Origin of the sequence: Pseudomonas sp. MEJ108 (assembly GCF_030208985.1) — a bacterium.
Lineage (GTDB): Bacteria > Pseudomonadota > Gammaproteobacteria > Pseudomonadales > Pseudomonadaceae > Aquipseudomonas > Aquipseudomonas fragariae.
In genome coordinates this window covers 1-14,675 of sequence record NZ_JARVSW010000001.1, presented here as the reverse complement: position 1 = coordinate 14,675, position 14,675 = coordinate 1, and the positions used below count along the sequence as shown (strand labels likewise).

Here is a 14,675-nt window from a genome sequence, read left to right as displayed (position 1 = left end):
GGTCCTTGAATCGTCCTTGTGAGATGGCGAGTTTAGCGATAACTCATCAGGCTTAATACCGCCGTCCTTGCCTGCCGCTCGATTCACTCCGGATGCTGGGTGATGCTCCGCGTGACGCCGTAAAGGCCCTTTGCCTCCAGTCAAAACTACCAGTAGCCACCAACCCGCTTTGCCCTTCAATGTACGGCTCCGCTCGTCAGGCCATCTGCCGGGCGAGCCTAGCAGTCGGGAGTAGCGGTGATGGATGCGCTGAACGTCATCAATATCGGTACTGACGGAATCAACTCGCTGTTCACTATCGTTCTGCAGTACGGAGCGACCGTAGTTTTGAGGTTGGTGATCGCCGCATTGCTGTGGATTGTCGGTCGCTGGCTGATCGGTGTGCTGGTCAGGATGGCGCAGCGCTCGCTGACGCGGCAGCGGTTTGATCCGACGGTCCTGCGCTATGTCGGCTCGTTCATCACGGTGACGCTGCATATCATTCTGGTGATCGCCATTCTGAGCTATTGCGGCATCGAGACCACCAGTTTTGCGGCGCTGCTGGCGGCCGTGGCGCTGGCGATCGGCATGGCCTGGTCGGGTTTGCTGGCCAATCTGGCAGCGGGGGGTTTCATCATCGTGCTGCGGCCTTTCAAGGTCGGCGATATGATTTCGGCGGCGGGCGTGACCGGAACCGTGGTCGAAATCGGCTTGTTCGTCACGTCGATCAACACTCCGGAAAACGTGCTGAATCTGGTGGGCAACAACAAGATCTTCTCTGACACGATCGTCAATTTTTCCAGCAATGCTTTTCGCAGCGTCGAACTGACCGCGATATTGCCCGGCAGCGCCGACGAGCAGAAGATCATCCCGCGCCTCAAGGATCAGATAGCCCGCCTGCCCAATGTACTGAGCAGCCCTGCGGTCGATGTGCACCTGTCCTCTGCGACAGCCGACTCCATCACCCTGTCGGTAAGGCCCTATTGCCACAATGATCACTATGATTCGGTGCATCGCCAGACGCTTGCCCTCATCAGAGCGTTGATGCTGCACCTGTCCTGAGCGGCACGCATAGGCAAAATTCATCGCCCTTCAAGCTCACCCGAACCTGTTGGCAGCCGATCAATAAGGATCGGTCCATATTCCGCGTGGCCTCTGCTTTTTTATCTTTACGGGTTTAACCATGAGCCTTTTATCTCGTTTTCGGGCCGGCACATCGCGGACCGAGGGCGCCATCAGTGTCATTACGTCCGCCCGAGAATTGAACGCCAAGCTGTCTGCGCTGAGCTTCGATCCGGTCTATCTGACCGGTTTCGTTTCGCCGCACGTCGACTTCGATCAGGTGGCCAAGTCTGTCGCTGCGCGCTTTCCCAACGCGAAGATCAGCCTGTGCACAACGTCAGGCGAACTGTGCTCGGGCAATGATTCGCTGTACTGCGCGGCGGATAACCAGTGGGACAGGATTGTCCTTGCGCTGTTCGACTCAAGCGTCATCAAGAGTGCGGAGGTGTTACACATTCCGCTGCACAGCGAAGACATTCGCGGCGCGGGCAAGCGACTGTCGATGCGTGAGCGCATTGCGCGCCTGACCGACTCGATCAAGCGCACGCAGATCAACACCCCCATCGACCACCGCGATACGCTGGCCTACGTCACGTTCGACGGGCTGTCGGCGTCGGAGTCGTTCTTCATGGAAGCGCTGTATGAGTCCGGGCGCTTTCCGTGCCTGTTCGTCGGCGGTTCTGCGGGGGGCAAAGGCGACTTCAAGAAGACCTTGATTCACGACGGCAAACGCAGCTACGAAAATCATGCCCAGGTGGTGTTTCTCAAGAGCGCAAAAAACGTGCGCTTCGGCGTCTTCAAGAGCCAGAACTTCGAGCCGACGCCACTGAGCCTGAGTGTGCTGACGGCCTCCCTGGAGGAGCGTTACATCAGCCAGGTGGTCAACGCCAGAGGCGAGATCACCACGATGGTTGCGGCGCTGTGTGAGGCGCTGAAGTGCGAGCGGCATGAGCTCGAAGGCAAGCTGGCGCAGTACTCGTTCGCCATCCGGGTGGGCGAAGAGCTGTTCGTGCGCTCGATTGCGCGCATCGATTATGAAAGCGAGCGGGTTCACCTGTTCTGCGACGTGGCGCCCGGCGAAGAGCTGGTGATGGTCAAACGAACATCCATGATCGACACCACGCGCAACGACTTCGCGCGCTTTCTGCAGGGCAAGTCCGGAAAGCCGCTGCTGGGTCTGTTGAGCGACTGCATCCTGCGGCGCCTGAACAACGGCAGTGAGCTGGGCCGGATGAACGATGTGTTCGGTGCGACGCCGGTGGTGGGCTTCTCGACCTTTGGCGAGATTCTGGGGTTGAACCTCAACCAGACGCTCACCGCCGTGTTCTTTTTCAAAGTGCCCGAAGGCCAGCCGTTCCGCGACGACTACATCGATAACTTCATCGCCTATTACGGCGAGTTCAAGGCGTTCTTTCTGCGCCGGCAGATCAAGAAGCTGGCTGGTCTGAGCCATGTGGTGGTCAAGCAGATCGATCAGTTCAAGCAGCGTAACTTCGTGCAAACCATTGACCCGAGTGGTCTGGACGAGCAGATCCGCCCGGTGTTCGGTGGCCTGAGCGACCTCGGCGAGGTGCTGGTCAAGGCCCACCATGATCAGGAAGAAATCGCCGCTCAGTTGCGTCACTACTCTGGCGAGCTGCATGTGTCGATGGACGAGCTGTCGCAGACCATCACCCAGCAGGAAACGGTTATCGACAAAGCGGGCAGCACTGTCAAAAGCCTGGTCAGTCAGGCTGACGAGGTGGTGCTGGGCTCGCGGGAGCTGGCCAAGTCCAGCCTGCGCATTCAGTCGGTGGTGCAGACGATCCAGCAGATCGCCGGACAGACCAACCTGCTGGCGCTGAACGCCGCCATCGAGGCTGCACGGGCGGGCGAAATGGGACGTGGCTTTGCCGTGGTGGCCGATGAAGTGCGCCAGCTGGCGCAGAAGACGTCGCAGAACGCCAACGACATCGGCACCGATATCGAGCGCCTGGCCGAAGAGATTCGCAAAGTGGCGCAGCACATCGAGGAGCAGTCCCTTGAGGTCGGAACGCTGACGGGGCTGCTGTCGGAACTGGAAGGCTCCAGCGACATGACGGCGGGCACCTCGCAGCGTACCCGGCAACTGGCGGATACCCTGCGCGGGCTGACTCAGTAGCAGCGCCTGCGTCAGGACGGCATATTGCCCGTCCTGACGCAGACCGAGTTACAGGCGGCTTACTGGTTACCCAGCACGCCGACCTTGCCCATGACGTTGCTCATGAACTGCTGCACGGTCATTTTCTGGCCGTTGAAGTCGACCATCTGGTTGGCGTAATGCAGGTCGGAGACGATGTTGTCGCCGTCGACCTTGGCCAGTTGCATCATCTCGGCCATGGCGCTGGCCATGTCGCCAGCGGCCTTGGCCTGATCGGCGATGACCTTGAGGTCGGTCTGGCCTTCACGAATGGCTTGCTGGGTCGCGAGGTCGCGAATCATCGGCTTGGACAGGACGACCTTGGCGTTGACTTCGCCCAGGCTCTTCATGAGCAGCGCATCGGAAGGCTGATCGAGCGGGCCTGGATCGGCCAGGTCCACGGCGATACGCATGTGGCTTTCACCGTTGCTAGTCTTGAGCGAGAGCTTTTCCAGCTCGATGTGCGGTTTGGCCGCCAGCAGCGTTTTCATCTGGGTGTTCATCAGCTCCTGATCAGCCGGGCTCAGCTCCAGGCGGAACGGACGTTTCTTCTGCGCGGCCTGTTGCTGCTGAGGCAGGATTTTATCCTGATACAACTGATACAGCGCCTGAGTCGCCAGCACATCGAAGTTGGCGATCTTGAAGCCCATGTGCGCAGAACCGACGTCCTTGCCCGCGTAGGCAATCATGCCGGCATCGTAGTTGATCTGGGCTGCCAGGTTACCGGCATCTTCCTGCGCCAGGTTGGTGTTGGTGAAATCGCGAATCTGCACCTGTGGCTTGCCCACCACCTGGAAACCCGCGTTCTGGATTTTCATGTTGGTGTGGCCCAGATAGAAACCGGACTTGCCTTTGGTACCACCCGTGTCGAAGGTCATGCCTTTGATTTCGATGCTGACCGGGCCGTCGGGCGACGCGACATTGAGTTGCAAATTGTCCATGTTGCCCGCAAGGCTGAATTTCTCCGCGTCGGCGGACGACTCGGCGTTCAGGTCCAGACCTGAAAAACGGAACGTGCCGTCGACGTCGGTCATTTCCAGCGGAGCCATCTGCAGCGTGCCTTTGGTGGCGCGGTCATAGCCGATGCTGGCCTGACCCGTGAGCGGTGGAACGTCCTTGCTCATGGCGAACCATTTCTCGGCGCTTGGACTTTTTTCCATCTGGAAATTGCTCAGGGCCATGACCGGCAGCAGGTTCAGGGTTTTCAGATGCGACAGCGGAATGGGGCCGTGCTCGATATGGTCGACAAACAAGAACTGGCCTCCCTGGGTGCTATCGGACAGGTTCTGGATGTCGACGCGGTAGTGCGCCGTGCTGCTGAAGAAGTGCTTGTCGAGCGAGAGCATTTCCAGTTTGACGCTGGTGTCCGTGCCTTTGAACGACTTGGCCAGCTCCTGATTGGCCTTGCTGATCGAGTCGTTCAGCGCGCCTTCCAGTTGATTGCCGGTGTACCAGGCACCAGCCGTAGCCAGTGCGCCCGCTACGACGATGACGCCAATCGCTATACCTGCTGATTTATTCATAGTGACGTGAAGATATCCGTTCTGATGATGGGAAAGTCGTACCGGGAGCGGCAGCGCCGATTGAAAGCCGCGAGAGACTATCATCGGCAGATCCCGAGAGCCCAGCCTTCATGGCCATTTCTGTGGGCGCGTCGCCCTTCTGTAAGCGCGTTGGACATGGCCTTGTGCCTTTTGTTGCGCATGCCAATCCCGCGGAAAGGTTTTGAAACAGACCCTAGCCACAGCCTTCCCGGAAACGTTAGGCTGAAACGAATTTGCGAACAGGACGTGATCACATGAGCGAGCAGCAAAAACAACGAGGCCCGATCAAGGCCGTCATTTTCGACATGGATGGCCTGTTGCTGGACACCGAGGGGGTTTACACCGAAGTCACCCACTTGATTGCCAGCCGCCACGGTCGCACCTTCGACTGGTCGGTCAAGCAGCACACCATTGGCCGCGGTGCCCGGGACTTCTCGGACTACGTGATCAAGGCGCTGGAGCTGCCGATGTCGATCGACGAGTTTCTCGAAGTCAGAGAGCCCATGCTTGAAGAGCGTTTCCCGCGCGCCGCAGCCATGCCGGGTGCCGAAGCGCTGGTCCGTCATCTGGCTGCGCATAATATTCCGATCGCCGTGGGCACCAGCTCGTCGGTGCATTACTTCGAGGCCAAGACCACCCTGCACCGCGCATGGTTCGAGCTGTTCGACACCGTCGTCACCGCCGACGACCCGGAAGTCGGCGCTGCCAAGCCAGCCCCGGACATCTTTCTGGTCGCCGCCCGCCGTCTTGGCGTCTCGCCCGCCGATTGCCTGGTCTTCGAAGACTCGCCATTCGGTGTGACCGCCGCCAAGGCTGCCGGGATGTACGCGGTGGCCGTGCCGGACTCGCATATGCCGGTCGAGCAATACGAGCATGCGGACCTGCTGCTGGGCTCGCTGGCCGACTTCCCGCTCAAGGCGTGGGGGTTGCCTGAGCTCGCCTGAATGACATGGAGATGCTGAGCATGAATTATCGAACCCTTGGCCAGTCCGGCCTCAAGGTTTCCACACTGACACTCGGCTCGATGATGTTCGGTGAGCAGACCGCTGCCGAGGAATCGCTGCGCATCATCGACAAGGCCAGGGATCAAGGCATCAATTTCATCGACACGGCGGATGTCTATAACGCCGGGCGCTCGGAGGAAATCGTCGGCCGGGCCATCGCGGCACAGCGCAGCGACTGGGTGCTGGCCACCAAGGTCGCGATCGGCCCGTCCGATGGTGTGCCCAATCGGGCCGGTCTGAACCGCAAGCACATGTTCAATGCCATCGAGAACAGCCTGCGGCGGCTGGATACCGACTATGTGGATATCTATTACCTGCACAAGGAAGATCACGACACGCCGCTGGAAGTGACGGTGTCGGCGATTGGCGATCTGATCCGGCAAGGCAAGATCCGCTACTGGGGCGTGTCGAACTTCCGCGGCTGGCGAATTGCTGAAATCGTCAACGTTGCGCAACGCCTGGGCGTGGACAAGCCGGTCATCAGCCAGCCGCTGTACAACATCGTCAACCGCCAGGCCGAGGTCGAGCAGATCACTGCAGCCGCACATCATGGCCTGGGCGTCGTGCCCTACAGCCCGCTCGCCCGCGGTGTGCTCAGTGGTAAATACGCTCCGGACATCGCTCCCGACAGCGAGAGCCGCGCCGGACGTCAGGACAAGCGACTGCTGGAAACCGAATGGCGCATGGAGTCGTTGCGTATCGCGCAGCGAATTCAGGCGTATGTGCAGGACAAAGGCGTCGGCATTGTCGAGTTCGCCATTGCCTGGGTCCTCAACAACCAGGCCGTGACCTCAGCCATCGTCGGACCAAGAACCGAGCAGCAGTGGGACGGGTATACCAAGGCACTCACGGTGGATATCACCGCTGAGGACGAAGCGTTCATCGATTCGCTGGTGACCCCCGGCCATGCGTCGACGCCCGGCTTCAATGACGTTCAGCACTTCGTTTCCGGCCGCCTGACGCGCTGAAACGATCACGCCTGCGGCCTTATGCCGCGAGCGTGTCACTGTTGCGCTCTGGACCGGTCGTTTCAGAGCGCGCTGTCATAAAAACAACACGTGAAACTCCTGTTACCTGTGAATACGCACTCGGTACGTGAGGTCGATGAGCGCTAAGATAGACGCGTATTTTGTCGAGTTCGCCGGGCTGCAGCGCGATTCGCTGCTCGCCGTTAAACATGATGATGTTTGTATTTTCGCGACGGACTGGCAAGTCTTGGCTAGTCTGTCGGCAACAAAGCGATTAATTGGACATTGTCCAGCCAGGGTTGATGAAGAAGTAGGCCAATGCGCAAATCAGATAGAGAAGCCTTTCTGGGCTCCGTACTGGGCAATGAGCAGCCTCCGGCGCACCTTGCCAGAACCGTGATTGAAGAAAAGCTGCGAAACGCCATTATCGATGGCAGCCTGCCAAGCGGCACGGCATTGCGCCAACAGGAACTGGCGACGCTGTTTGGCGTCAGCCGCATGCCTGTGCGCGAAGCACTGCGCCAGCTCGAGGCGCAGTCGTTGCTGCGTGTCGAAACGCACAAGGGCGCGGTGGTCGCGCCGCTGATCACCGAAGACGCAGTGGACGCCTATGCCCTGCGCATACTGCTGGAATCCGAAGCGTTGCGTCTGTCTATCCCGTTGCTGGATGCCGACGATCTGGCGGCGGCCAAGGGCTACATCGAGCAGCTTGAAGTCGAGACGGATTTCGGCCAGATCGGCAGACTCAATCGGATGTTCCACCTGTCGCTGTATGCCAAGAGCCACAACACGCGTCTCATGCGTCTGGTTGAAGAAGGCCTGAACGAAGAAGAACGCTTCCTGCGTTTCAATCTGTCCGATATGGGCCTGGGCAAGCTTTCTCAGGATGACCATTGGCAACTGTTGCGGCTCGCCGAGCAGAAAGCGATCGAACCCTGTGTCGAAGCACTGCAGCATCACCTCAACCGAGGCGTTCAGGCTGTCACTCAATACCTGAACAGCAAAAAGGCCACCAAGGCCAAGCCGCCCCGCGCAGCGAAGAAAAACCCCGCCTGAATCATCAAGGCGGTCTATCCAGCAGGCGGTGACACAACGTCTGCGGATTGGCCGCTTGTACCTCCCGTCCTCCGCCTCACACCTCGTCAGCGTATCGCCAGGCTCAACCCCGGCATGGCGTTTTTATCGCTATTTTCCTGATCTGCCGGATGGCCCAACGCTGGAATGAGGCAAACTCGGCCGTGACGCTGAGGAAACCAACCGGAGGATGTTCCCTGGCTACGGCTGAACGGCTCGCGCAGGATCGGAGCGGTTCTCTGTTCATATGAACTCAATGGATAAGGAGTTGTTGAACGGGGCAAACAGACAGTGGAAGTCATTTCCAACTTCGCCCATTAAAAAAATCCAGAACCCTGATTATTCAGCACATCGGCAACGCTGGGCGAGGCATTCGCTCATTATTAATAATTCTGACTTAATCAGTCGGAAGGGTTGTCTGCGCGCCTGTAAAACGTACACCCGACGTTTTATATAGCCACTTACACCCTCAAAAAACACCCCCTTTAATTATTATTAAAAAACGATTGCAGCCCTTGTTAAATTTGTTTTAAGTTTTCTTCGCCGGCCGTGTTATCGACGGCATGCCGGGGTGAACACCTTGCCCCACAAGGGCCAAGGCTCGGTAAACCGGCGTTGCGCTGTATCGTGTAATTCAATAACCGATGCGTGTTTGTGGCAAATCAGCCCTCACACTTCAGGCCCTTGTTCGCCTCGCATTCGGGGACTTTATTACGTGTCATCGTCGCACTGCCGATAACGCTCACCCCTTGAGTAACTGCATTACCACTGACCACCACCATGACAATAGGGACATCACTATGCTTTGTGAAAAAACACTGCTCGCACACAAGAAAGTTGAACTTGGCCGTCATCCGATCTTTGCAGAAATCACCACACTGGATGTACTTCGGCGCTTTATGGAAACCCATGTATTCGCGGTCTGGGATTTCATGTCGCTGACCAAGCGCCTGCAACAGGAACTGACCTGCACCCAATTGCCGTGGTTGCCGCCGACAGATGCTTCCGCTGCCCGCCTGATCAACGAGATCGTGCTGGGGGAGGAGTCCGATGACCGACTGGGCGCGGGTCATTACAGCCACTTCGAGCTGTACCTGGATGCGATGCGCGAGATTGGCGCGAGCACGGTACAGATCGAGCGCTTCATCGAACTGCAGAGACAGGGCATGCGTTACACCACTGCGCTGCAACACGTCGACGCGGGGCAGGCGGCGACGGCATTCGTGACACACACCCTCGACATCGCCCTGCATGCGCCGGCACACAGCGTTGCTGCGGCCTTTCTGCATGGTCGCGAGAGTGTCATCCCGCTGATGTTCCAGACCATCCTCGATGACTGGGGCATCACCGCCGACCAGGCACCCACCTTCCGCTACTACCTGGAGCGCCACATCGAAGTGGACGCTGAAGATCACGGCCCGGCAGCAGAGCAGTTGCTGGCTCGTCTGGTTGCTGGCGACACGCAGCGCGAACGAGAGGTTTATCAGACCGCCATCGCGGCTGTGGAAAGCAGGATCCGGCTATGGGACACGCTGCGCCTGAGCATGCGAACGCCGCGCATGCAGGCCAGCGCGTAGGACCCGCTCGCAACACCCTGAAGCCTTTACAAGGAAGCCATCATGAAAGCAGAAGACTACATGTCGTTCATCGATGCGTGGGAAGGTCGCGCCACCATTCGTACGCGTCCACGCAGGATGGTCGAGAACGATGAAAAACTCATCTACCCCCTCAGCCGACAGCCGCTGGTGCTCAGTGACACGTTCACCCGCGAGTGCGCGCATTGGCGCGATTACGCGCTGGTGCAGAGCCTCTACAAGTTCATCAACGATGTGGTGATCTTCGAGACCGAGATCGTCGACAGGACCGCGCGCAGTATCGCCAAGGACAACTTCGCGATTCGCTTCCCGTTTGCCTGTCGCTATGACGCGATGACGGTGGTGGTCGATGAGGACTACCACGCACTGGTGGCGATGGACTTCATGCAACAGACCATCGCCCTGACGGGCATAGAACCTATCCCGTTGCCGGACGAGATTGAACTCAGCCGGGCCATTCCCGCCGCATTGGCTCTGGCCCCCGAGCATCTGCGCAGCGCGGTGGAGCTGATCTGTGTCGCCATCGCGGAGAACACCGTGACCAATGACGTGGCGGCGTTTGCCAAGGACGAATCGGTCAAGCAATCGGTGAAGGGGCTGATGGCCGACCACTTGCTGGACGAGGGGCGTCACTCGGGCTTCTGGGCGCGGCTGGTACGCATCTATTGGCATACCGCTCCCCAACAGGACCGGGAATCCATCGCCCGCATCATGCCGGTGTTCATCGCTCAATACCTGACCAACGATATTCAGAATGGCTTCGACTTCACCCTGATCGACCACCTGCAGGTGCCGGACACCGTCAAGCAGGCGCTCAGGGATGAGACCAGGGCTGTGAGTTTTCCAGTCAACCGCCATCATCCACTGGTGGCCAACATCGTGCGTTTCTTCAAGAACAGCTCGATGCTGGACGATCCTTGTGTGCAGCGGGCGCTGGCGGACTATCTGCCTGCGCAGGGGACGCTGCAATGAAGCGCCTGGAGATTGTGCTCATCGGTCACAGCCTGACCTTGAGTGAACTGAATAGCGAGCTGCTGGACCACGGGCATGGCGTGCGGCATCTGTCTGATCAGCAGGCGCTGGACGCGTTGACGGTGCCTGATGGCGGCGTGCTGATCGAAGACGGCAGCCTGGACCTGTTCGAGGAACAACTGAATGCGTTCGGCCACTCCACGCAGCTGCGACTGCGGGTCGGTATCAGCGGGGAACTGGAATACGGGTTACCTCGGCTAGAGCTGCTGTGCTGGCATGGCGCAGCCGAGGCTCGACGTTTGATCGTTCATGAGTGGCTTGCGGTCGAGGAATCAGGCAACGGGCGGGTACTGCGTGATGCCGCTGTCGCAGCCATGGTGGATCTGGCGACATTGCAGATCAGCCGGTTATCCAGAGACGACGACTGTCTCAACGATCTGACAAGCGTCACACCCGCCCGGAACGATCGGCAGCACGGCTTGCAGGCGGTTGATCAATTGCTGTTCGAGCATCGTTTCAATCAGACACATCAACCGCATCTGCTGAAACTGTCCGAAACACCCATCACCGAGCGGCTGGAGCAGGCGCTGCTGAAGTTTGCCGAACGCCCGGCACTGTCCGTTCGCAACCGGACGCTCAGCTATCGGCAACTGCACGCGCACAGTCTTGCCATCCAAAGCTTGCTGCAGCCGTTGCTGGCGCTCGCGAAAGCCGGCACACCTGCCGTGATCGGTATCTGCCTGCACAAGTCAGCCGAGCTGTATGCGGGCATTCTCGCGGTTCTGGGTTGCGGTGCGGTTTACCTGCCACTTGATCCCGGCCAGCCCGTGCAGCGTCAGCAGTACATTCTGGAAAACTCGGGAGCGATGCTGTTGCTGCACGATGGCTCGCACCCGCTGGCGGCTGCGGAATTTCCGGCGCTGGATATCGCTGCGGTTCCTGTGGGGGATGGAGCTTCAACCCATGTACGCGTTGCTACCGATCAGGATGCGCCCTGCATGGCGCTGTACACGTCGGGCACCACGGGACAGCCGAAAGGCGTATTGCTCAGCCAGCGCAATCTCAGCCACTTCACCGCCTGGTATGCCGAGCATTTGAGCCTGAGTGAACACAGCCGGGTGCTGCAATTCTCTACGCTGAGTTTCGACTCATCGATTATCGACATTTTCCCCACCTGGCTCAGTGGCGCCGAGCTGGTGGTCCCCGATGAAGACCAGCGACGTGATCCGTTGCAGTTGGTCAGCGCGCTGCAACAAGGCATCACCCATGCATTCCTGCCGCCGGCGCTGTTGAGCATCCTGCCGCTGGATCAACCGCTGGGGCTTGAGCATGTCATGACCGGAGGCGACGTCTGTGAGCCGCACGTGATTGCGCAACTCACCAGGCAATGTCATTTCCACAACCTGTACGGCCCCACCGAGGCCACGGTGTTGGTCACCGCCTGCGAGTTCGGGCCGTCCAGCAGCAACCGACATCTGGGCCGACCGATCGCCAACAGCCAGGCGTGGATTCTGGACGAGCAATTGCAGCCCGTGGCCGAACAGACTCAGGGTGAGCTGTACATCATCGGTCCCGGCGTCTGTCTGGGCTATGTAAACAATCCCGCGCTTACCGCCGAGCGCTATGTGTGGCTGACGAAGCCGGATGGCCAGCTTATGCGTGCCTATCGCACCGGCGACATCGCCAAGTGGACGGCTGACGGCATCGTCCTCAGCGGTCGTCGTGATAATCAGGTGAAGATTCGCGGCTTTCGGGTCGAGCCGGAAGAGATCGAGCATTGCCTGCGTGACAGCGGACTGTATCGACAGGTTGCCGTGGTGATCGACAGACAGCGACGAATTCTGGCGTTTCTCGCTCAACCGTACCTTGAGCATGACGAACAGGCACTGAAAGCGCATGTACAACGCCTGTTGCCTGATTACATGCATCCCGCCGTCTACAAGATGTTGCCCGGCATGCCGTTCGCCAGCAACGGCAAGGTCGATCGCAAAGCGCTTCTGGAAATACCGCTGAGCTTTATCGGGCAGCACGCTCGTCGCCAGCCCGAGACGGAGCAGGAGCGGGCGCTGCTGGAGCTATGGGGCGAGCTGTTGGAGCTGCCGCCAGACGACATCTCGACTGATGACAGCTTTTTCAATCTCGGTGGTCACTCGATCCTGCTGTCGCGCCTGTTGCTGGGGGTTCGTGAGCGCTTTGGGCGCAGCATTCCCATCAATCGTTTTATCGAAGCACCGACCGTGCTGACGCTCGCCAGCCTAATCGCCAGTGACGGCACTTCTGCCGGAGTCCTCAGTGCTCAGGCCCTGCGGGATGCGAACCCGGACTTTCAGCTGGCTACATTGCCCGTCAGCAGGCTGGGTGATGTTCATAAAGTGATTGTCACGGGTGCCAATGGCTTTCTGGGTGTGCATATCGTCGAAGCGCTGCTCAACCGGGGGGCGACCGAGATAGCCTGCCTGGTGCGCGAGGCTTCTGGACAAAGCGCGCAACAGCGCTTCGAACATGCCCTGCGGGAAAACCGTCTGGATCACCTGGACCTGAGCCGCGTGAAGGTCTACCCCGCTGACCTGACCAAGCCCCGGTTGGGGCTCAGTGAAGCGGTGTATGAGCGGCTGGATCTCGAGTTTGGTGCGTTGGTGCACAACGCTGCCAATGTGAACCATGTTCAGGACTATGAAAGCCTGGTCAAAGACAATGTCGCCCCGGTCTTTGAATGCCTCAAGCTGTGTGAAGGGCGCAGTAAAAAGATCTTCAATTTCGTGTCGACGTTGTCTGCCTGCAGTGCCATCGATGCCGCCGGTAATGTGCTTGAACAACCCGCTGCCGCGACCCCGCCGATCTACATCAAGAACGGCTACAACCTCTCCAAGTGGGTGGCTGAGCGCATCCTGCAATGTGCCCGGGACCAAGGTGTGTGGGTGAACATCTATCGCCCCGGCAACATCGCCTTCAACAGCGTTACCGGCGTGTGTCAGCCACAGAAAAACCGCTTGATGCTGATGCTCAAGGGTTCGCTGCAATTGGGTCAGGTTCCGGCGTTCGCCATCAACTTCGACCTGATGCCAGTGGACTTTCTGGCGCGTTTCATCGGCTTTCATGCCAGCCGTTACCAGCCAGAACACGCGGTGTTCAACCTGCATAACCCCGAGCCCTTGAGCTGGAGCGACTACGTGCACGCCTTCCGCGAGGCAGGGCGTCAGTTCGAGCTGGTCAGCGTCGAGCAATGGCAGATGCAACTCAGGCGCGTCGACAGCCAGAACGCGCTGTTTGGCGTGCTGGGGTTCTATCTGGACGGGTTTGAAGAAGACATCGGCGATATCTCGATGATCGAGCACCGCAACACCCTGAACGGCATTCGTCGCATGGGCGAGCAATACCCGCAAAAGACTCCGGCGTTACTGCGCAGGGGCTGCGATTACCTGAAAGAAATCGACTTCATCTGAGCCATTACCCCCCTGAGATAAATGGAGAACGACATGAACACACTTCATAGCAATCTGAAACCCGACACCCTTATCAAGAACCCAGAGGCATGCCGAGTGGTGTCCGCCGTGGACGTCTCCGGTGATGCGGCCAGCGTGTGGGCTGTCGTCGGCAATTTCGGTGGCTTCCAGGCATTCATACCGGCGCTGGAGAGCATCGAAGTCACTGGCGAAGGTCCGGGCTCGGTTCGCAGCAAGCTGTTCAAGGATGGCAACGTGGCCATCGAACAACTGAACTCCTGGGACGATCAAGCGCTTTATATGACCTGGTCACTGATCCACACCAGCTTGCCGGTCAGCAATCTGTGGGCGGCAATGACTGTTGAAGCAACCGGTGACGGCGATACCTGCATCGCCAGTTGGACGATTGTTGCAGACCCTGTTGAGAATGGGCCTGAAGGGGATGCATTCGAGGCGTTTCTTCAGGGGTTTGCAGATGGCGCAATGAGTAACGTGCGCAGCCTGTTTGGCTGATTGATGCTGCATCACAGCAGCCCGCTCGGAGCGAGTGCCTGAGCGGGCTTTTTTATTTGATGCCCCATAACGACAAAACCCCTCATCGCGTAAGCGATGAGGGGTTTCGGAATTCAATCTTGACGATGACCTACTCTCACATGGGGAAACCCCACACTACCATCGGCGATACACCGTTTCACTGCTGAGTTCGGGATGGGATCAGGTGGTTCCAATGCTCTATGGTCGTCAAGAAATTCTGTTGCCGATCCGTTAACAGGTAACGTTCCAGCGAATTTTGGTGACTTCTACTTAAACAAAAACCCTCGACGCGTAAGCGAAGAGGGTTTCTGGAATTCAATCTTGACGATGACCTACTCTCAC

At 58.7% G+C, this 14,675-nt stretch carries 9 protein-coding genes, 1 rRNA gene and 2 pseudogenes; 10 read left to right on the top strand and 2 right to left on the bottom strand.

Features of this window, described 5'->3' with window-relative positions; all coding sequences use genetic code 11:
• The first annotated feature begins 240 nt into the window (after positions 1 to 240).
• The 3 genes and pseudogenes from QRN50_RS00055 to QRN50_RS25765 all read left to right on the top strand — a co-directional run.
• Positions 241 to 1,041 (top strand): mechanosensitive ion channel family protein, encoded by an 801-nt coding sequence (locus QRN50_RS00055; protein ID WP_054091380.1) that lies wholly within the window; start codon positions 241 to 243, stop codon positions 1,039 to 1,041.
• A gap of 121 nt (positions 1,042 to 1,162) precedes the next feature.
• Positions 1,163 to 2,269 (top strand): annotated as a pseudogene (locus QRN50_RS25770) (FIST signal transduction protein); the annotation flags it as partial.
• Between the two features lie 555 nt (positions 2,270 to 2,824).
• Positions 2,825 to 3,181: pseudogene (locus QRN50_RS25765) on the top strand (methyl-accepting chemotaxis protein); the annotation flags it as partial.
• 59 nt (positions 3,182 to 3,240) lie between these two features.
• Here the strand turns inward: QRN50_RS25765 and QRN50_RS00045 are convergent.
• Entirely contained in the window at positions 3,241 to 4,722 is a 1,482-nt protein-coding gene (locus QRN50_RS00045) for a YdgA family protein (protein WP_058823219.1), read from the bottom strand.
• 275 nt (positions 4,723 to 4,997) lie between these two features.
• Here QRN50_RS00045 and QRN50_RS00040 point away from each other — a divergent pair, with 275 nt between their 5' ends.
• The 7 genes from QRN50_RS00040 to QRN50_RS00010 all read left to right on the top strand — a co-directional run bounded on the left by QRN50_RS00040 (position 4,998) and on the right by QRN50_RS00010 (position 14,312).
• Positions 4,998 to 5,687 (top strand): HAD-IA family hydrolase, encoded by a 690-nt coding sequence (locus QRN50_RS00040; RefSeq protein ID WP_003407919.1) that lies wholly within the window; start codon positions 4,998 to 5,000, stop codon positions 5,685 to 5,687.
• A gap of 20 nt (positions 5,688 to 5,707) precedes the next feature.
• A complete protein-coding gene (locus QRN50_RS00035; protein ID WP_024659488.1) occupies positions 5,708 to 6,715 on the top strand; it encodes an aldo/keto reductase in 1,008 nt (335 codons plus the stop codon).
• A gap of 318 nt (positions 6,716 to 7,033) precedes the next feature.
• Positions 7,034 to 7,771 carry a GntR family transcriptional regulator gene (locus tag QRN50_RS00030; RefSeq protein WP_011269371.1) on the top strand — a complete coding sequence of 246 codons (738 nt, stop codon included), beginning with the start codon at positions 7,034 to 7,036 and terminating at the stop codon, positions 7,769 to 7,771.
• A gap of 818 nt (positions 7,772 to 8,589) precedes the next feature.
• Positions 8,590 to 9,366, top strand: a complete 777-nt coding sequence (locus tag QRN50_RS00025) for a DUF3050 domain-containing protein (protein ID WP_011269372.1) — start codon at positions 8,590 to 8,592, stop codon at positions 9,364 to 9,366.
• A 42-nt stretch (positions 9,367 to 9,408) separates the two neighbouring features.
• Positions 9,409 to 10,356 (top strand): diiron oxygenase, encoded by a 948-nt coding sequence (locus QRN50_RS00020; protein WP_096126793.1) that lies wholly within the window; start codon positions 9,409 to 9,411, stop codon positions 10,354 to 10,356.
• A complete protein-coding gene (locus QRN50_RS00015; protein WP_285427486.1) occupies positions 10,353 to 13,799 on the top strand; it encodes a non-ribosomal peptide synthetase in 3,447 nt (1,148 codons plus the stop codon). Before QRN50_RS00020 ends, QRN50_RS00015 begins: the two co-directional genes overlap by 4 nt.
• Positions 13,800 to 13,832: 33 nt before the next feature.
• A complete protein-coding gene (locus tag QRN50_RS00010; protein WP_024643245.1) occupies positions 13,833 to 14,312 on the top strand; it encodes an SRPBCC family protein in 480 nt (159 codons plus the stop codon).
• A 117-nt stretch (positions 14,313 to 14,429) separates the two neighbouring features.
• Here QRN50_RS00010 and rrf read toward each other — a convergent pair.
• Positions 14,430 to 14,545 (bottom strand): 5S ribosomal RNA (rrf, locus tag QRN50_RS00005).
• Positions 14,546 to 14,675 lie beyond the last annotated feature (130 nt).